This window comes from Streptomyces sp. 3N207, from assembly GCF_052246355.1.
Classification (GTDB): Bacteria; Actinomycetota; Actinomycetes; order Streptomycetales; family Streptomycetaceae; genus Streptomyces.
In genome coordinates this window covers 26329-44144 of record NZ_JBQQBV010000028.1, presented here as the reverse complement: position 1 = coordinate 44144, position 17816 = coordinate 26329, and the positions used below count along the sequence as shown (strand labels likewise).

Annotated in this window: 16 protein-coding genes; 8 read left to right on the top strand and 8 right to left on the bottom strand. The window is 71.2% G+C overall.

The window, feature by feature from the left end; genetic code table 11:
• The first annotated feature begins 72 nt into the window (after nucleotides 1–72).
• Nucleotides 73–747, top strand: a complete 675-nt coding sequence (gene yczE, locus ACTWP9_RS31365) for a membrane protein YczE (RefSeq protein WP_443249741.1) — start codon at nucleotides 73–75, stop codon at nucleotides 745–747.
• Between the two features lie 83 nt (nucleotides 748–830).
• A complete protein-coding gene (locus ACTWP9_RS31360; protein ID WP_443249705.1) occupies nucleotides 831–1634 on the top strand; it encodes a glycerophosphodiester phosphodiesterase in 804 nt (267 codons plus the stop codon).
• Nucleotides 1635–1654: 20 nt separating this feature from the next.
• Here ACTWP9_RS31360 and ACTWP9_RS31355 read toward each other — a convergent pair whose 3' ends face one another.
• On the bottom strand, nucleotides 1655–2491 hold the full coding sequence (locus ACTWP9_RS31355; protein ID WP_443249704.1) for an alpha/beta fold hydrolase: 837 nt from the start codon (nucleotides 2489–2491) through the stop codon (nucleotides 1655–1657).
• 199 nt (nucleotides 2492–2690) lie between these two features.
• Here ACTWP9_RS31355 and ACTWP9_RS31350 point away from each other — a divergent pair, with 199 nt between their 5' ends.
• Nucleotides 2691–4097, top strand: a complete 1407-nt coding sequence (locus ACTWP9_RS31350) for an MFS transporter (protein WP_443249703.1) — start codon at nucleotides 2691–2693, stop codon at nucleotides 4095–4097.
• A 313-nt stretch (nucleotides 4098–4410) separates the two neighbouring features.
• Entirely contained in the window at nucleotides 4411–4800 is a 390-nt protein-coding gene (locus tag ACTWP9_RS31345; RefSeq protein ID WP_209238044.1) for an RNA polymerase-binding protein RbpA, read from the top strand.
• Between the two features lie 95 nt (nucleotides 4801–4895).
• Here the strand turns inward: ACTWP9_RS31345 and fxsA are convergent, their stop codons facing one another.
• The 5 genes from fxsA to ACTWP9_RS31320 form a co-directional block, all read right to left on the bottom strand.
• Complete coding sequence (gene fxsA, locus ACTWP9_RS31340; RefSeq protein WP_443249702.1) at nucleotides 4896–5576, bottom strand: FxsA family membrane protein; 681 nt, start codon at nucleotides 5574–5576, stop codon at nucleotides 4896–4898.
• 35 nt (nucleotides 5577–5611) lie between these two features.
• Entirely contained in the window at nucleotides 5612–6427 is an 816-nt protein-coding gene (locus ACTWP9_RS31335; RefSeq protein WP_443249701.1) for a polyprenol monophosphomannose synthase, read from the bottom strand.
• Entirely contained in the window at nucleotides 6424–8292 is a 1869-nt protein-coding gene (gene lnt, locus ACTWP9_RS31330; protein ID WP_443249700.1) for an apolipoprotein N-acyltransferase, read from the bottom strand. Before lnt ends, ACTWP9_RS31335 begins: the two co-directional genes overlap by 4 nt.
• Before the next feature lie 737 nt (nucleotides 8293–9029).
• On the bottom strand, nucleotides 9030–10670 hold the full coding sequence (locus ACTWP9_RS31325) for an amidohydrolase (protein ID WP_443249699.1): 1641 nt from the start codon (nucleotides 10668–10670) through the stop codon (nucleotides 9030–9032).
• A 93-nt stretch (nucleotides 10671–10763) separates the two neighbouring features.
• A complete protein-coding gene (locus ACTWP9_RS31320; protein WP_209238340.1) occupies nucleotides 10764–11204 on the bottom strand; it encodes an Lrp/AsnC family transcriptional regulator in 441 nt (146 codons plus the stop codon).
• A gap of 237 nt (nucleotides 11205–11441) precedes the next feature.
• Here ACTWP9_RS31320 and ACTWP9_RS31315 point away from each other — a divergent pair, with 237 nt between their 5' ends.
• From ACTWP9_RS31315 to ACTWP9_RS31305, 3 genes are all read left to right on the top strand, one after another.
• Nucleotides 11442–11861: a hypothetical protein gene (locus ACTWP9_RS31315; protein WP_443249698.1), complete on the top strand. Its 420-nt coding sequence runs from the start codon at nucleotides 11442–11444 to the stop codon at nucleotides 11859–11861.
• Nucleotides 11862–11980: 119 nt separating this feature from the next.
• Nucleotides 11981–13036 (top strand): Gfo/Idh/MocA family protein, encoded by a 1056-nt coding sequence (locus tag ACTWP9_RS31310; protein WP_443249697.1) that lies wholly within the window; start codon nucleotides 11981–11983, stop codon nucleotides 13034–13036.
• 137 nt (nucleotides 13037–13173) lie between these two features.
• Nucleotides 13174–13875, top strand: coding sequence for a hypothetical protein (locus ACTWP9_RS31305; protein ID WP_443249696.1), 702 nt, complete (start codon nucleotides 13174–13176; stop codon nucleotides 13873–13875).
• 49 nt (nucleotides 13876–13924) lie between these two features.
• On the opposite strand, the gene ACTWP9_RS31300 is transcribed toward ACTWP9_RS31305, so the two are convergent.
• Together ACTWP9_RS31300 and ACTWP9_RS31295 are read right to left on the bottom strand one after the other, a co-directional pair.
• Nucleotides 13925–14866 carry an endonuclease/exonuclease/phosphatase family protein gene (locus tag ACTWP9_RS31300; RefSeq protein WP_443249695.1) on the bottom strand — a complete coding sequence of 314 codons (942 nt, stop codon included), beginning with the start codon at nucleotides 14864–14866 and terminating at the stop codon, nucleotides 13925–13927.
• A 122-nt stretch (nucleotides 14867–14988) separates the two neighbouring features.
• Nucleotides 14989–16164 carry an acyl-CoA dehydrogenase gene (locus tag ACTWP9_RS31295; protein WP_443249694.1) on the bottom strand — a complete coding sequence of 392 codons (1176 nt, stop codon included), beginning with the start codon at nucleotides 16162–16164 and terminating at the stop codon, nucleotides 14989–14991.
• A 352-nt stretch (nucleotides 16165–16516) separates the two neighbouring features.
• Here ACTWP9_RS31295 and ACTWP9_RS31290 point away from each other — a divergent pair, with 352 nt between their 5' ends.
• Nucleotides 16517–17806 carry a glycoside hydrolase family 18 protein gene (locus tag ACTWP9_RS31290; protein WP_443249693.1) on the top strand — a complete coding sequence of 430 codons (1290 nt, stop codon included), beginning with the start codon at nucleotides 16517–16519 and terminating at the stop codon, nucleotides 17804–17806.
• Nucleotides 17807–17816 lie beyond the last annotated feature (10 nt).

Sequence of the window (17816 nt, the reverse complement as noted above, 5' to 3'; positions counted from 1 at the left end):
GAAACGGCCTGCTTCCATGCCACAGGGTGCCACAGACAGTCCAGTGGCACGAGAAAGGGTAGATCTTTGTCCATAGCGAGGGGTTCTGACAGGCATCTGGTCCGGCGGCTCACCCAGCTGTACGTAGGGCTGCTGCTGTACGGAGCGAGCGCGGCGCTGATGGTGCGTGCGGGACTGGGCCTGGACCCCTGGGACGTCTTCCACCAGGGCATCTCCGAGCACACCGGGCTGTCCATCGGTACGGTCTCGATCATCGTCGGGGCCATGGTGCTGCTGCTGTGGTGGCCGATACGCGAACGTCCCGGCCTGGGCACGGTCTCCAACGTCTTCCTGGTGGGCCTGTCGATGGACGCGACACTGTGGCTGCTGCCGCAGGCGGACGCGCTGGCCTACCGCATCCCGCTGCTGCTCGGAGGCGTGGTGCTGAACGGCGCCGCGACAGGGCTCTACATCTCGGCCCGCTTCGGACCCGGCCCCCGCGACGGGCTGATGACCGGACTGCACCGGGTGACGGGCCGCTCGATCCGGCTGGTGCGGACCGGTATCGAGGTCGTCGTCCTGCTCACCGGCATCCTGCTGGGCGGCTCGGCCGGTGTGGGCACCGTGCTGTACGCGCTGGCCATCGGCCCCCTCGCCCAGTTCTTCCTGCGCTTCTTCGAGCTGCCGGGCAGCGCCGCGGCGGGCGAGACGTCGCGGGTGGTCGCCCAGGGCGGCGGCGCGGAGGGGCGCACCACACTGCGGCAGTGACCGCGGGACGGTACCGGCGGGATGCGCGGATTCCGCGGTGACGGCCGTACTGCAGCGGCAACCGCGACGGCGATACTGCCGCAGTGACGAACGTACGAACGACCAAGGGCCGCCCCTCTCCCGGTGCCGGCCATCCGTTCCTGGCCTCGACCGTGCCGCTGGCCTTCGCACACCGGGGCGGTGCGGCCTCCGGGCTGGAGAACACCCATGTGGCCTTCGCCCGCGCCGTCGAGCTCGGCTACCGCTACCTGGAGACCGACGTGCACACCACGGCGGACGGCGCGCTGGTGGCCTTCCATGACACCACCCTGGACCGCACCACCGACCGCAGCGGCCCCATCGCCGCGCTCAGTTGGGCAGAGGTGCGCCGGGCGCGCGTCGCGGGCCGCGAGCCGGTGCCGCTCTTCGCCGAACTGCTGCGCGCCTTCCCGCGCGTGCGCTGGAACATCGATGTGAAGACCGGGAGCGCGCTCGTCCCGCTGCTGGAGCTCCTGGAGCGCGAGTCGGCCTGGGACCGGGTGTGCGTGGGCTCGTTCGCCGAGGCGCGGGTGGCCAGGGCACGGGCCCTCGCGGGCCCCCGGCTGCTGACCTCGCTGGGCACCGGTGGAGTACTCGCCCTGCGGATGCGCTCCTACCGGCTGCCGTGGCGGCTGCCCGCAGGAGCGGGGTGCGCACAGGTACCCGAACGGCACGGCAGGGTCCGCGTGGTGGACCGCGCCTTCGTTCGGGCCGCGCACGCACGAGGGCTGCGGGTGCATGTGTGGACGGTCAACGACCCGGCCCGCGCCGCGGCCCTGCTGGAACTGGGCGTGGACGGAATCATGACCGACCGGCTGGAGATGCTGCGGGAGGTGTTCGAGGCACACGACGCCTGGCCCCAGGAGTAACCGGCCCAGGGGGTGACGCTTCAGCAGGGCATCCGGTCGAGGAAGCCGCCGACCTCCCTGGCGAAGCCCTCGGGATCGTCCTCGTACAGCCAGTGCCCGCAGCCGGGGAAGGTGACCAGTTCGGTGCGCGGGCGCTCGGCCACCATCCGCCGCGCCATGTGCGCGGAGAGCATGAAGCTGTGTTCGGCGCGCAGCAGCAGCGCCGGCTGGCCGGACGCACGCCAGTGGGCACTCAGGTCGCCCGCGAAGGCGCGCTGCGAGGCCATCATGTCGCCGGTCTCGAACAGCAGGCCCCAGCCGTCCTCGAACTGCGCCGCGCTCTGCAGGAAGTAGCCCGCGTCCGGAATGCCGTGCGCCTCGATCGCGGCACCGAGCGCCTCCCGGGTGGGGGAACGGCGTGGCCAGGACGAGCAGTCGAGCACCGGGTGCGCCTCGGGCTCCTGGTTGAGCACGGTCATATCGGCGACCAGCAGCGCACCGACCCGCTCCGGGGCGCGGGCCGCGAGCACGAAGGCGACGGCGCCGCCCATGGAGTGGCCCAGCACAGCGGCGCTGCGGATGCCGAGCACATCCAGCAGGGCCACGGCGTCATCGGCGTACGCCTCGGGCGAGAACGTCCCGGCACGGTCGGAGCGCCCGTGCGAACGCTGGTCCGGGGCGATGACGCGGTAGCGGCCCGCCAGCGCGCGGGCCAGCGGGGCGTAGATCCGGCCGCGCCCGAAGTGGCCGTGCAGGGCGAGCAGAACCGGGCCGGGGCCGCCGGTGTCGAGGTAAGTGACATGCCGCCCAGCGATGTCGGCACGGCGCTCGGTCAACTCCACGCTGCGGAGGGCTGGTTGGTCGGGGTCTGCGGGCATGGCGGGCCGGGCTCCAGGACGCTCGGGTTCGGGGCGGAGCCAGAATGCCAGGCCGGAGGGCTGATCGCGCGTGACTTTCCGGGCTGCGGCAGCCGGGCTGTAGTCTCCCCGCACCGGTTGCGAAGATCGTTCGAGTTCCGGGATCCGTTCGAGGCCGCCGGCACCGGACGGCAGAACATTTCAACGGGGAGGAACGGGGATGGGAACGGTCGCATCCGATGCGCCGGACGCACCGCAGGCACCGGAAGAGGGCGCGGATCCCGGGGAGTTGGCGCAGCTGAGGGAGCGCCGCCGCGAGCAGCGCGGCTGGTATTTCTACGACTGGGCGAACTCCGTCTTCTCCACCAGCGTCCTCACCGTTTTCCTCGGCCCCTATCTGACCGAGGTCACCAAGGCCGCTGCCGACGCGGACGGCTATGTGCACCCGCTGGGCATACCGGTGCGGGCCGGCTCGTTCTTCCCGTACGCGGTCTCGGCCTCCGTACTGCTGTCGGTGCTGGTGATGCCGCTGGCCGCGGCGTTCGCCGACCGTACGGGACGCAAGAAGCCGCTGCTCGGCACCGCCGCGTACCTGGGTGCCGGGGCGACGACGGGGATGTTCTTCCTGGACGGCGACCGCTATCTGCTGGGCGGTGTGCTGCTGGTGGTGGCCAACGTCAGCTTCGCGGTGTCCATCGTGCTCTACCACGCCTTCCTGCCGCAGATTGCCCCGCCCGAGGAGCGCGACGCGGTCTCCTCGCGCGGCTGGGCCTTCGGCTACGGCTCCGGTGCGCTGGTGCTGGTGGCGAACCTGGGGCTGTTCCTGGGGCACGAGGCATTGGGCGTCACGGAGTCGACAGCCGTACGGATCTGTCTGGCCTCCGCGGGGCTGTGGTGGGCTGTCTTCACCGTCGTTCCGCTGTTGCGGCTTCGGGAGCGTCCCGCAGTGGCGCACGCGCCGGACGGGACCGGGCGCGCGGCATTCGGCCAAGGGTTCCGCCAGTTGGCGGGAACGTTGCGCCAGTTGCGCCGCTACCCGCTCACGCTGCTGTTCCTGCTGGCGTACCTGCTCTACAACGACGGCATCCAGACGGTGATCACCCAGGCGTCGGTCTTCGGCTCCGAAGGGCTGGGGCTGGACCAGACGACGCTGATCGGGGCCATCCTGCTGGTGCAGGTCCTCGCCGTGGTGGGCGCGCTGGCGCTGGGCAGGCTCGCGGCCCGCTACGGCGCCAAGCGGACCATCCTGGGGTCGCTGGTGGCATGGACGGTGACGGTGGGCGCCGGGTACTTCCTGCCGCGCGAGAATCCCGTCTGGTTCTACGCGCTGGCGGCAGCCATCGGGCTGGTGCTCGGCGGCAGCCAGGCGCTGTCCCGCTCGCTGTTCTCGCACCTGGTGCCGGCCGGCAAGGAGGCGGAGTACTTCGCGCTGTACGAGATCAGCGACCGCGGCACCAGCTGGCTGGGACCGCTGGTCTTCGGGGTGACGTATCAGCTGACGGGCGACTACCGGAATGCGATCCTGTCGCTGGTCGTCTTCTTCGTGGTCGGTTTCACGCTGCTGTTGCGGGTACCCGTACAGCGTGCGGCAACGGCCGTGGGCAATGTCGCACCGGACCGGATTTAGACCTGCGGGTGCTGGGCCGGTAGTGTACGCCTTTGGCCCACCGGGATGGACCGTTACTGCACGCCGAAGAGATGCGAACAGTGGGTGACATCTTCTGTCAGTTGTGACAAACCGGTCACCGGGGGGTACCGCAGATCAACGAAGCGGCGGCACAAAAGAGCAGCGGCGCACAGCCCTCCGGTCACGGTTGGAGGTGCGTGACAGGTGGGCGATCTCCCGATTGCGGGAATCTTCACCGGCGGCCGGACGTTGACCGGATGACGACGACAGCGACACCTGTCCTGTGGGCGACCAGCCCGGGAGGCACGAATTCATGAGTGAGCGAGCTCTTCGCGGCACGCGACTCGTGGTGACCAGCTACGAGACCGACCGCGGCATCGACCTGGCCCCGCGCCAGGCCGTGGAGTACGCATGCCAGAACGGCCATCGTTTCGAGATGCCGTTCTCGGTAGAGGCCGAGATTCCATCCGAGTGGGAGTGCAAGGTGTGCGGTGCACAGGCGCTCCTGGTGGACGGCGAGGGTCCGGAGGAGAAAAAGGGCAAGCCCGCGCGCACGCACTGGGACATGCTGATGGAGCGGCGTACCCGCGAGGAGCTCGAGGAAGTCCTCGCCGAGCGGCTCGCCGTACTGCGCTCCGGCACCATGAACCTTGCGGTGCACCCCCGCGACGACAACAGCGGAAGCAAGCGCAAGTCCGCCTGACCAGGAGGCGGCGCACCGAGTAACACAGCGAGAGGGCCCGGGGTCACACGTCTTCGTGTGACCCCGGGCCCTTTTGTGCTCTCAGGACTGGCGGCTCAGCTGCCCCGCTGCCCGTCCTCGCGGCCGGGCTGTTCGTCGTCGCGGACGACCTCGCCCTGGACGACCTTGCCGTCCGGCCGGTGCATCCGCACCTGCTGCTCGGCCGTGCGTGCCTGCTGGTAGGCGTCGCCGAGGGTGCCGGGCGGGAAACCGCTGCGGCGGTCCAGGGAGCGCTGCACGGAGCCGCGCAGCAGCTTGGCCGTCGGCGGGAAGAGACACAGCAACGCGGCGGCGTCCGAGACCAGCCCGGGGATCATCAGCAGCAGTCCGCCGAGCATCGTCATCCCGTTGCCGCCGCGGCTCTCGGCGGCCGGCTTGTCACCGGGCTCGCCACCTCCGCGGGCCTGCTCCTGGGCGCGCTGCACCGTGTCGGCCAGGTTGCGCCAGGCACGGCGTCCGGCCCGCTTGATCACGGCGGCGCCGAGCACGAAGCCTCCGGCCAGTGCCAGGAAGACCGTCAGCCCGCCTGCCGCCCGGCCGAGCAGGGTCAGCAGCCAGATCTCCAGCACGGCCCACACCGCGACAGCCAGCGGCAGCAGGGTCCGGCCCTTCGACCGAGGCGGCCGGGGCGGGGGCTTCTCGCCGGAGCGCGCCCCGGCTCCCTGCCTCTGACCGCCGTCTGCGCCGCCCGCGTCCTGTCCTTGTGGCTCGTACGGGAAGGGTGCGCGAGTCGTCATTCTTCCAGTGTGCCTGGTGCCGCGTAGCCCCGGGATCAGCTGTCCCGCCGGCCGTCTCCGCTGCTTTCCCGGCGGCTCCCGCGATGCGTCTCCCCGCGGCCGAGGACCTTCTTGACCCGGTCCTCGACGCCCCAGGCGGCGATCCGCCACAGCGCCTCGGCCATGATGTCCCGGCTCATCTTGGAGTCGCCGCGCTCCCGCTCGACGAAGGTGATCGGGACCTCCACCACGTGGTACCCGGCGTGCACGGTGCGGCGGGTGAGGTCAACCTGGAAGCAGTAGCCCTGGGAGGCGATGGACTCCAGGCCGATGCCCTCCAGGGTCTCCTTGCGGAAGGCGCGGAAGCCGGCCGTCACATCGCGTACGTCGACGTCCAGAAGCAGCCGGGAGTAGGTGCTGGCGCCGCGGGAGAGGAACTCGCGGGACTTGGGCCAGTTGACGATCCGGCCGCCCGGCACCCAGCGAGAGCCGATCACCAGGTCGGCGCCGCCCAGCGCGGTCAGCAGCCGGGGCAGCTCCTCCGGCGGGTGGGAGCCGTCGGCGTCCATCTCGATCAGCACGCCGTAGCCGTTGTCGATGCCCCAGCGGAAGCCCGCCAGATACGCGGCTCCGAGGCCCTCCTTGCCCTTACGGTGCAGGACATGGACGTGGTCGTCGTCGCCGGCGAGCTCGTCGGCGATCTTTCCGGTGCCGTCGGGGCTGTTGTCGTCGGCGACCAGGATGTGCGCCTCGGGCACCGCCTCGCGCACCCGGGAGACGACGGGCTGGATGTTGTCGGCCTCGTTGTAGGTCGGGATGATGACCAGGGCCGTTCCGAGCGGGCCGTACCGCCGCTGTCCGCCGTCCGTCACTGGTGCTGCCCCTCCGGTTGTGCCTGTCGGTCGTTCTCGTCGGTGCCGTCCTCGAGGTCGGCGGCGTCCGTCGCTGCGGTTTCCGTACGGGCTTCTGTACGGACGCTGCGCCCCCTGCGGTTCAACACCCATGCTCCGGCGCAGGCGAGCACGCCCACGATAGCGATCACCCATTCGGGAGCGGCACCGACGCGGTCGGCGAGGGTGATCTGGTCGCGCAGCGGGAGCTTCCCGGTGAGTACGTCCTGGGTGAACTCGTCCGTGCGCTGCTGGATGGTGCCGTCGGGCTCGACGATGGCGCTGATGCCACTCGTCGCCGCGGTCACCACGGCGCGGCCGTGCTCGACGGCGCGCAGCTTGGACATCGCCAGCTGCTGTTCGGGCTGGCCGGTTCGCCCGTAGGTGGCGTTGTTGGTCTGTACGACGAGCGCGCGTGCTCCGTCGTTGACGGTGTCCCGCGGGATCTCGTCGTAGGCGACCTCGAAGCAGATCACATCGCCGAGGCGGGCCGGGCCGGTCTGCAGGACGCCGGTGTGGTCGCCGGGGTAGAAGTCGCGGGGGACCTGCTGAAGGCGGGTGATCACCTTGCTGAGCTGGTCGCGGAAGGGGACGTACTCGCCGAACGGGACCGGGTGCTGCTTGGTGTAGGAAGCGCCGGGGCCCTTCTTCGGGTCCCAGACGATGCCCTGGTTCTCGACGTAGCCCTGCTTGGTGGGGTGGTCGACGAGGGCGCCGACCAGGACGGGCACGCCGACGGCCTTCACGGCCTTGTCGATGAGGTCGCGCGCCGCGGTCCATTTGTAGGGGTCGAGGTCGGAGGAGTTCTCCGGCCAGATCACCAGATCCGGCTTGGGCTCCTTGCCCTTCTTGATCCGCTCGGCCAGATCGAGAGTGGCCTCTACGTGGTTGTTGAGGATCTGCATGGGGCGGCCGAGGAAGTGCATGCCCGGCTGCTGGACGTTGCCCTGCACCACGGCGATGCGCACGGTGTCGGCCGCCTTGGTCGGTACCGGCACCGCGAACCCCGCGGCCGTGATCACTCCGGCGAGCGCGAGAGCGCCGAGCCCGGGGGCGTACGCGCGGGTGGTGCGGGCCCCGTGAGAGCGCAGCCGCCAGGCCGTCAACGCGACACCGGCCAGCAGCGTTCCCGTCAGGGCGACCGCGAAGGACACCAGCGGGGCGCCGCCGAGAGCGGCCAGCGGGGTGTAGGGCGAGTCGGTGTTGGCGAAGGCGAGACGTCCCCAGGAGAAGCCGCCGAACGGCAGCCGGTCGCGCAGGAATTCCTCGGTCAGCCACAGACAGGCGCCCCACAGCGGCCACAGCGGCAGCCGCGAGGTCATGGCGAGTCCGGCACCGAGCCCGAGGACGAACAGCCCCTGGATGAAGGCGAGTCCGATGGTCGCGTCCCAGCCGACGACATGCAGCCACTTGAGCAGAACGACGAAGAAGGGCCAGCCGAACGCGAGTCCGAGCCAGGCGCCCTGGCGGCCCGTCCGGCCGCGGGTGAGCAGGCTCAGCGCGGCGACGGCCCCGATCGAGAGCGGCCAGACCCCGTACGGCGGGAAGGCGAACGCGAGGGCGACACCGCTGAGCACGGCCAGCCCGGTGCGGCGTGCTTCACGCCGCGCCAGCGCCGCAAGCCGGCGCATCCGGCCGGGGCGCGCGGCACCACGGACCGCCGACTGCCCACTGTCTGGCGGGACGTTACTGCTCGCCTCGGCAGTGGGTGTGCCGGCACTGCTCGTATCGGCACTGTCCGCGCGCGCTGACTCGCCCGGCGCGCTGCGCTGCGCGGCGGGTGCCGCCTTCCGCTCCCGGGAGCCGTCCGGGGCGGACGCGGAGGTGGTGTCGGGGCCCGAAGCCAAGGTCGCGGCCTTCCTAGCAGGTCGTGCGATGGTGTGAGCCGACCGTACAACGCGCGGGGGCCGGCGCGGGGCGCGGGACCGTAAAGCGGCGGGAAAGCACAGAAGGCAGACCGGAACGGTGTCTGCTAGGTCGCAGAGCGTGACGGGTTGCCCCGTCAGCACAATGCGCCGCAGAGCTCGGGTGGTTCGGTCGCCCGGCGACTGACCCGCCGTGGTGCTTGCGCGCGCAGTTCCCCGCGCCCCTGAAGGGGTGCCCTTCCCACCCGGCGGCAAGCACAACGGCGAGGGTCCGGCGGAAGGAAAGAACCCCGCAACCACCACGTCCGGCTCATTCCCCCGGACAGGGACCCGGCGCCCTTCGGGCCGACCTGGGACCCGCTGGCTGCGGATCGTCCGAAAGCCGTTGTCTACTGAGCGTCCGGGCCCCGTTCCGGGTCACACCCGCCGACCGGCGGTAACCATCTGTCCCGTGCCGCGGGCGCTGGACCTGGCTCGCAGTGGTGGTGCGCCGGTGCGGTACACCACCCCGTGGCCCAGCGGCGTTCGACGACAGCGCGGAAGATCCCCGGTCGGACGTCCTGTGGTGGACGCGGCCGAACCTACCGGGCTCCGGGCAATCATTGTCAACAGCCCGACCACCTGGGGTGTTTCGGTGAAATACCAGGTCAGTGCGGAGACGGCGGCGTCACGGCGACGGGCAGAGGGGGTCTCGTTCGGCCGTATCGCCGTCTGCTACATCACTCGTCCGGCCGTGCGTAGACCGTACGTCCGCCCACCACCGTCCGCAGACAGACCGGGACTTGACCGCCCGGTGTCAGATCGGGCAGCCCGGGGGTGCCCGACCGGGGATCGGTGGACCAGTTGGCGACGCTCGTGTCGGGAGCCTGTACGACCAGTGGCCCGGTGCGCCACAGCGCGTAGTCGGCGGGCGCTCCGGGAACCAGCACTCCGGCGTCGTCGCGGCCGAGTGCGCGCCAGCCGCCGCGGGTGTGCGCGGTGAACGCGCCGCGCACGGAGATCCGGTGCTCATGGGTGTGGTGGAAGGCGGCGGCGCGGATGGCCTCCCAGGGTCCGAGCGGGGTGACGGGGCTGTCCGAGCCGAGCGCGAGCGGAACGCCGGCCCGCAGCAGCGCCGCGTACGGGTTGAGGGTGGCAGCGCGTTCGGCGCCCAGGCGGCGCGCGTACATACCGTCCGCGCCACCCCAAGAAGCGTCGAACCCGGGCTGTACGGAGGCCGTGAGGGCCAGGTCGGCGAAGTCGGTGATGGTGCGCTCGGTGAGCATCTCGGCGTGCTCGATCCGGTGCCGGGCGGCGCGGACTCGGTCGAGGCCGACGGTCTCGGCGGCGCGGCGCACCCCCTCGGTGACCGCCTGGAGCGCCCCGTCGCCGATGGCGTGGAACCCGGCCTGGATCCCCGCCTCGGTGCAGGCGGCGACGTGGGCGGCGATGGCCTCGGCGTCCAGCAGTGCGCTCCCGCTGCTGTGCGGCGCGTCGGCATAGGGGGCGCACAGGTGCGCCGTGTGGGAGCCGAGGGAGCCGTCCGCGAAGAGGTCGCCGGCGGCGCCGACGACGCCGAGCTCGCCGACGCGGGCGGCTTCCTGCGCCGAGGTGACGAGTTCCGCCCAGTACCCGTGGACGCGGGGGCCCGGCTCCTCCGCGGCGAGCGCGAGCAGCCCGCGCAGGTCCTCCTCGCCGGAGATCTCGGGTCCTGCGCACTCGTGGAGCGCCCCGATGCCCAGTGAGGCGGCGTGGGCCCGGGCGGCACGCTGGGCCTCGGTGCGCTGCCGCGGGGTGAGCGTGGCGTACGCGGTCTCCCGTACGGCGTGATGTGCGTCGCCCGTCAACGGGGCGCCGGGCTGGTAGCCCTCGCGAGTGGTGATGTCGGGGACGAGGTCGAGCATGGCCGTGCTGACGAGCGCGGAGTGGACGTCGATCCGGGTCAGATACAGCGGCCGCCCGCCGCTCGCCTCGTCGAGCTCCGCGCGCCGGGGGTGGCGCTGTTCGGGCCAGGCGTGCGCGTCCCAGCCGGTGCCCAGCAGCACCCGGTCGTCCGGACGTGCCTTCGCATACGCACGCACCTGGGCCAGCGCATCGGCGAGCGTGGGGGCACCGGACAGGTCGAGCCCGGTCAGCGCGAGTCCGGTCGCCGTTGTGTGCACATGGGCGTCGGTGAAGGCCGGTGTGACGAGGGCGCCGTCGAGGTGGACCACCTCGTCGACGCCGTCGGCGAAGGAGTCGGCAGCGCCCTCCGTACCGATCCAGGCGATGCTGTCGCCCTCCACGACCATCGCGGTCGCGAACGGATCGGCGGGGCTGTGCACCTCGCCCCCGCGCAGCAGGAGGGTACGGGGCCGGGACGGGGTTGTGCGCTCGCTCATGGGAACAGTCTCCCGCTCCCGGGGCTCACTCCCCGCGCGGGGGCGGGGGACCCAGCGGCAGTTACGCACGCCTCGGCGCGCGGGAGCGGCGTCTCAGATGCGGGGCGGACGCGCCTCGTACGGGGTGGACAGCACGACGGTCGTACGGGTGGAGACACCGGCCAGGCTGCGGATCCTGGCCAGCAGATGCTCAAGCTCGATGGGGGTGGCCACCCGCACCTTGAGGATGTAGTTCTCGTCCCCCGCCACGCTGTGGCACGCCTCGATCTCCGGCACGTCAGCGAGCCGGTCCGCGATGTCGTCCGGGGCGCTGGGGTCGAACGGTTTGACGGAGATGAACGCCGTCATCGGCAGTCCGACAGCCTCGGGGTCCACGAGCGCGGCATAGCCGCGGATGACGCCGCGCTGTTCGAGGCGGCGCACCCGCTGATGCACGGCCGAGGTGGACAGGCCGGTGGCCTTGCCCAGGTCGGTGTAGCTCATCCGCCCGTCCTTGACGAGCAGTTCCACGATCTGACGGTCGAGTTCCTCCACAGCGGATCACCGTACTGCGCCCGCGCGCCCGGCGCACCGAGAACGCTCCGGCACGAGCGGGCGGCGCGCCGCAACGAGCGGGCGTCAGGGGCGAGCGCACGGGCCCCAGGCATGTGACGAAGGCCACACATATGCTCCCGCGTCCTCCCGCACGGGGTGATTATGCGCGTGGCACGGCGGGAAGTGCTTGCTGTGGCCGGAGCCCAGTCGCCCGGCCGTTCCATCGAGGGGGATTACATGCGCACGACGAAGTCCGCCCGCTCCGCTCACCGGTACGACGAGACGCACGCGAACGAGGCCGCTTCCCCGGACGGCCCGGACGTCTCCACCGAACTGACAGGACCGGTCGTCGAGGACGAGATGTACGAAGGTCTCCGCGTCAAGTGCCCCGAATGCCGCCAGGCGATCGCGGTGTTCACCCACGAGGAGACACTGCCGCGCCACGGGCTGTGCGCCTCACCCTGGGACCCGTTCGGGCTGACGGTGTGCCAGGGCTCGGGCCGCCAGGTACGGGAGGCCACGCCCTGGGACAGCGAGACCCGCGAGCGCGCGGTGAGTGAACTGCTGACACTGCCCGAGGGGCTGGACTGGCGCACCCAGCCGTTCTCGCACGCCGGACGGCCCGACGACCGGCCGGTGCGGGTCGGCGCGAAGTGACCGACTGCCGTACGGATACGCAGGGTTGATCTGGCGCACCGCCGGTCGCCGCCGCCAAGACACCGCCGCCCGCCGGTAATCCGGTTGCCTCGGCGGGCGGGCCCGGTCAAGGTGACCGCATGGCACGGTTGCTGGTGGTGGGGTTGCGGCGCGGGCTGGTGCTCGCCCGCTGGTGCGCCCGCGCGGGTTTCGACATTGCGGCGTTGTGCGATCCCGACGCCGAACTGCTGGCGGCGGCCTCCGCCGAGTTCCCCACTGCGCGTACGGCGAGCAGTTGGCAGGAACTGCTGGACGCCGAAGTGACGGCCGTCGTGCTGGCCAACGACTTCGACGCACACACCGAGCCGGCGCTCGCCTTCCTCGAACGGGGAGTGCACGTGCTGAGCGAGTGCGCCGCCTGTGTGACCGAGGAGGAGGGCCGGTCGCTGGTCGAGGCCGCCGAGAAGTCCCCGGCCAGTTACTCCTTCGCTGAGAACTACGTCGAGCACCCGCATGTGCGGGCGATCGGCGGGCTGGTCGCGGACGGCGAGGTCGGCTCCGTCGAGCTGATCGAGTGCGACTACGTGCACGGCCTCGCTCCGCAGGACATCGTCGCGATGGCGGGCGATCCCACCCACTGGCGCGGCCGGATCGCCCCCACCGCGTACTGCACCCACACCCTCTCCCCCGTGCTGGACGTGACCGGGGCCTGGCCTGTGGAGGTCACGGCGCACCCGGTCGGGCCGAGCGAGCGCCCGATGGCGGTGGTGCTGGCCACCCAGCTGTCGACGGGGGCGCTGGCGCTCACCCGGCAGACCTTCCTCCAGGGCGAGCCGGACAGCCATTGGTCCTGGCTGTCGGTGCGCGGCACCCGAGGGCTCGCGGAGTCGCTGCGCGCGCCGGGCGACGCCGCCTGGTCGGTACGGCTGCGCAACGAGCCCTGGGCGAACGGCGGTTCGTTGCGGGACGAGATATACCCACCGCAGCGGACAACGCTGTACGGCAGACCCGTGGACCCGGCGGAGGCGGGCACCGCGCTGATCGTCGAAGCGTTCCGGCGGACGGTGACCGAGGGGGCGCCGCCCCGGGTGCCGGTCCGGCCCGCGGTCGCCGCCTCCCTGGTGGGAGTGGCCGGCGCCCGCTCGCTGGCGGAGGGCTCTGTTCCGGTGCCGGTGCCGAGGGTGGCCGAGTGGTGAGCCGGGACAGCGGCGAGGTGACGGGCCGCCGAGCGTGTTTTCGGCCGGGTGCCGGTGAGGAACAGCTGACCGGGTAGCTCCGTGCGGGCCCGGCGTGGATCCCGTACGGCTGGGGACCCGGGTGCCGAGGAGGCGTTATGGCTGCGAAAACGAGCACGAAGAGCAGGACGGGAAAGTCGACCAGCACCAAGCAGGGTGGCAAGCAGGACCAGCAGCAGGCCCTTGTGCGGGAGCTGCTGAAGCGGCACGGGACGACGTACGCGGAGGAAGCGGGCATCACGCTGCGTGACACTCCGCAGCCGCTCTACCAGCTGCTGGTGCTGTCCCTGCTGCTGAGCGCGCGGATTCGCTCGGACATCGCGGTCGCCAGCGCGCGGGCGCTGGTGAAGGCGGGGATGAAGGACCCGAAACGGATGGCGGAGGCCAGCTGGCAGCAGCGGGTCGACGCGCTCGGCGAGGGCGGCTACCGCCGCTATGACGAGCGCACCGCCACCCAGCTCGGCCGGGGTGCCGAGCTGCTGCTGGACCGGTGGGGCGGCGACCTGCGCAAGATGCACAAGAGCGGCGATGTCGAAGGCGGTCTGCGCGAGGTCCCCGGCATCGGCCCCATGGGAGTGTCGATCTTCCTGCGGGAAGCCCAGGCGGTGTGGACGGAGTTCCAGCCCTATCTGGACGACAAGGCGCTCCAGGGCGCGGAGCGGCTGGGCCTGCCCAAGTCCCCCCAGAAGCTGGCAGCGATGGTGAAGAACGACCAGCTGGCGTCGCTGGCGGCCGGGCTGGTGCGGGTGGCACTCAACGCGGACGTGGCCAGGGACGTGTGGGACTCAGCGCGCGGATGAGGGGTGGGCGTGCTGCCGGCCGGGCCCTGGTCCGGGGCCCGGAGGAGGATCACAGCTCGATCAGGGCCTGAACCGGCAGGTGGTCGCTCGGGTACTGTCCGTCGCGCTCATAGGTGTTGATCGAGGCGCGCCGTACCCGGACGCCGGGTGAGGCGAGGATCCAGTCGATGCGGTCGCCGTCGGGGACCAGCGGCTTGTAGCCGTGGAAGGTCCCGTACAGCTTGCTGCGGCTCTCCGCCACCTCCCAGGTGTCGGTGAGCTTGCCCTCGGCCAGCAGCGTGTCGTAGACGGGGTTGCGGTGCGCCGGGACGTTGAAGTCGCCGGTCACCAGGCGTGGGAGAGCCGGGTCGAGTCCGGAGAGGCGCTCGGCGATCAGCGCCGCCGACCGCTCCCGCGAGGGCTGGCTCCGGTGGTCGAGGTGGGTGTTGAGGTGGTAGAGCTCGCGCCCTGTGGCCAGATCGCGGAACCGCACCCAGGTGACCATCCGGATGACGGTGTTTCCCCAGGTGGCGGAGCCGATGAGGTTGGGCTGGCCGGAGAGCCAGAAGTGGTCGTACTCCAGCGGCAGCAGCCGCCCGACGTCGTAGAAGACCGCCATGAACTCGTCCCGGCTGCCGCCTGCGCGGCCGATGCCGAGCCAGTCGTAGCGCGTCCGTCCCAGATCGGCCGCGATGTCCTTCAGCTGCGGGTACAGCCCTTCCTGGGTGCCGATCAGATGCGGCCGCTCCAGACGGAGCAGCGCCCGCATGACGGACCGGCGCTCGGGCCAGCTGTTGGGCGGGGTGTCGGAGGCGTAGCGCAGATTGAAGGACATCGTGCGGAGCGCTGCCGTCTCCCCGGCTCTCCGCTGCTCGTCCGCGGGTGCGGAGGCGGGTTGCGCGGGCACGGCGTGCGCGGTCGCCCCGCGCGTTGCGAGAGGCAGTGCGAGGGCCGCCGCCGCGGCGGTACGGATGCCGCGGCGGCGGGTGAAGTGCGGTACGGCTGCGGACATTTGGCGCCTCCAGCTGTGGGCGTACGCGATGTCCGGGAGATTCTCAGACGGCCGGGTGAGGGGGAAGTGGCCGGTACGCGTACGAGGCACGAACGGCGACCGCTGCGTTCCGCACCACCGGCTCAGCCCTTGCTCTCCGGGCCCGCCAGATGCCGGGCGACCACCATGCGCTGGATCTGGTTGGTGCCCTCCACGATCTGCAGGACCTTGGCCTCGCGCATGTACCGCTCGACGGGGAAGTCCGTCGTGTAGCCGTAGCCGCCCAGGAGCTGCACCGCGTCGGTGGTGACCTGCATGGCGGTGTCCGTGCAGAACAGCTTGGCCATCGCCGCCTGCCGGGAGAACGGCTGTCCTGCGTCGCGCCGCCGGGCCGCCGCCAGATAGAGGGCACGTCCGGCCTCGATCCGGGTGGCCATGTCGGCGAGCATGAAGCGGAGTCCCTGGAAGTCCGCGAGGGGGCGGCCGAACTGCTCGCGTTCCGCCGTGTAGGCCAGCGCCTCGTCGAGTGCTGCCTGCGCGACGCCGACGGCGCAGGCCGCGATGCCCAGCCGGCCCGAGTCGAGCGAGGAGAGGGCGACGGGGAAGCCCTGGCCCTCGTCGCCGAGCCGACGCGCATCGGGCACCCGCACCCCGTCGAAGTGGAGCTGCGCGGTGGGTGATCCGTTCAGCCCCATCTTGTGTTCGGGAGTCGCGGCGCTCAGCCCTTCGGAGTCGGCCGGGACGAGGAACGCGGTGATGCCGCAGGGCCCCTCCTCGCCGGTGCGGGCGAGCACGGTGTAGAAGTCGGCGATGCCCCCGTGGGTGATCCACGCCTTGGTGCCGTTCAGCACCCAGGAGTCCCCGTCGCGGACGGCTCGGGTGCGCAGCGCGGCGGCGTCGGAGCCGGAGGAGGGCTCGGAGAGGCAGTAGGCGCCGAGCAGGCCGCCGCCGAGCATGTCGGGCAGCCACTCGGTGCGCTGTTCCTTGCTGCCGAAGTGGGCCAGCCCGTGGCAGGCGAGGGAGTGCACGCTGGTGCCGAGCCCCACGGTGAGGCGTGCTGCGGCCAGTTCCTCCAGGACCTGGAGATAGACCTGATAGGGCTGGCCTCCGCCGCCGTACTCCTCCGGGTAGGGCAGGCCGAGGAGTCCCGCCTCGGAGAGCAGCCGGAAGGTTTCGCGGGGGAAGACTCCCGCGGCCTCCTGTTCGGCCGCCACCGGCTTGATCTCCCGCTGCACCAGATCCCGGACGAGGCCCAGTAGGTCGCGTGACTCGTCGGTGGGCAGTTCACGTTCCACCGGCTGCGGACCGTCCTTAGGCATGGCGCGCTCTCCTTCGGGTCAGGAACTGCGGCGACCGCGCCGGGGTGGGGCGGGTCGCCGAGGGACACCGGCCCGCGGGCGGGCCGGGGGTGCCGCTGCCCCTGCCGTGATACTGCACCGTCGGGTCGCGAGGGTGGCTGACCAGCGGCTGCGGCGAGTTGGAGTATGCCCGATCGCGGGCCCCCCGTCACCGGCGTACCGGGCTGAACCGAACCGTGACCGGGGCCGTTGCGGGAGGTGTGGTCCGACAGCGGGGATTGGTTCGAACCATTGACGAACTGGTCTAGTCCTTCTACATTCCCCGAACGAACGACCGGCACCACACCCCCCGCACCCCACACGCGAGGTGACCATGCTCGGATCGGACAGCCAACACTCCCTCACCGCCAGACCCCCACGCCTGACCCGTAACCGCCGCCGCGGACTCATCGCCCTCCTGGGCGCGCTGTGTGCCGCGGTCCTGGCCGCGACCCTGCTCTCGGCCACCGCGTCTGCCGGGACCGAAAAGCGGCAGGCACGGACCACGGCCGCGAAATCGTCGGCCGCGGGCAAGACGATCGGCTACTTCACCAACTGGGGCGTCTACCAGCGCAATTACCACGTCAAGAACATCGAGACCTCGGGCTCGGCCGACAAACTCACCCACATCAACTACGCCTTCGGCAACGTCCAGGGCGGCAAGTGCACCGTCGGCGACAGCTACGCCGACTACGAGAAGGCGTACACCGCCGACCAGAGTGTGGACGGCAAGGCCGACACCTGGGACCAGCCGCTGCGCGGCAACTTCAACCAGCTGCTGAAGCTCAAGCAGAAGCACCCGAACCTGAAGGTGCTGTGGTCGTTCGGCGGCTGGACCTGGTCCGGCGGCTTCGGCGAGGCGGCCAAGAACCCGGCGGCGTTCGCCGAGTCCTGCTACAACCTGCTCAACGACTCCCGCTGGAAGGGGCTCTTCGACGGCATCGACATCGACTGGGAGTACCCGAACGCCTGCGGACTCAGCTGTGACACCAGCGGCAAGGACGCCTTCGGGAACATGATGAAGGCGCTGCGCGACAAGTTCGGCGACAAGCTGGTGACCGCGGCGATCACCGCCGACGCCTCCAAGGGCGGGAAGCTGGAGGCCACCGACTACAAGACGGCCGCACAGTACGTCGACTGGTATCTCCCGATGACCTACGACTACTTCGGCGCCTGGGACGCGCAGGGGCCCACGGCACCGCACTCACCGTTGACCCCGTACGAGGGCATCCCCAAGGAGGGCTTCAACACCAAGGAGTCCATCGCCAAGCTCATGCAGATGGGCGTCCCCAAGGACAAGATGCTGCTCGGGCTCGGCTTCTACGGCCGTGGCTGGACCGGGGTGAACCAGTCCGAACCCGGCGGCACCGCGTCCGGTCCGGCACCCGGCAAGTACGAGCAGGGCATCGAGGACTACAAGGTCCTCAAGGACCGTTGCCCGGCCACCGGCAAGGTCGCCGGCACCGCCTACGCCCACTGCGGCAACCAGTGGTGGAGCTACGACACCCCGGAGACGGTCGGCACCAAGAGTGACTGGGCCTCCCAGCAGGGCCTCGGCGGCACCTTCTTCTGGGAGCTGAGCGGCGACACCTCGGACGGAGAGCTGATCAAGTCCATCCGGTAGAGCGGAAGCT

Coding starts and splice junctions, on each gene's coding strand:
- ACTWP9_RS31355 (WP_443249704.1), bottom strand. CDS start 2,491: ATGCCCGCAGACCCCGACCAACCAGCCCTCCGCAGCGTGGAGTTGACC.
- ACTWP9_RS31350 (WP_443249703.1), top strand. CDS start 2,691: ATGGGAACGGTCGCATCCGATGCGCCGGACGCACCGCAGGCACCGGAA.
- ACTWP9_RS31345 (WP_209238044.1), top strand. CDS start 4,411: ATGAGTGAGCGAGCTCTTCGCGGCACGCGACTCGTGGTGACCAGCTAC.
- fxsA (WP_443249702.1), bottom strand. CDS start 5,576: ATGACGACTCGCGCACCCTTCCCGTACGAGCCACAAGGACAGGACGCG.
- ACTWP9_RS31325 (WP_443249699.1), bottom strand. CDS start 10,670: ATGAGCGAGCGCACAACCCCGTCCCGGCCCCGTACCCTCCTGCTGCGC.
- ACTWP9_RS31315 (WP_443249698.1), top strand. CDS start 11,442: ATGCGCACGACGAAGTCCGCCCGCTCCGCTCACCGGTACGACGAGACG.
- ACTWP9_RS31310 (WP_443249697.1), top strand. CDS start 11,981: ATGGCACGGTTGCTGGTGGTGGGGTTGCGGCGCGGGCTGGTGCTCGCC.
- ACTWP9_RS31305 (WP_443249696.1), top strand. CDS start 13,174: ATGGCTGCGAAAACGAGCACGAAGAGCAGGACGGGAAAGTCGACCAGC.
- ACTWP9_RS31300 (WP_443249695.1), bottom strand. CDS start 14,866: ATGTCCGCAGCCGTACCGCACTTCACCCGCCGCCGCGGCATCCGTACC.
- ACTWP9_RS31295 (WP_443249694.1), bottom strand. CDS start 16,164: ATGCCTAAGGACGGTCCGCAGCCGGTGGAACGTGAACTGCCCACCGAC.
- ACTWP9_RS31290 (WP_443249693.1), top strand. CDS start 16,517: ATGCTCGGATCGGACAGCCAACACTCCCTCACCGCCAGACCCCCACGC.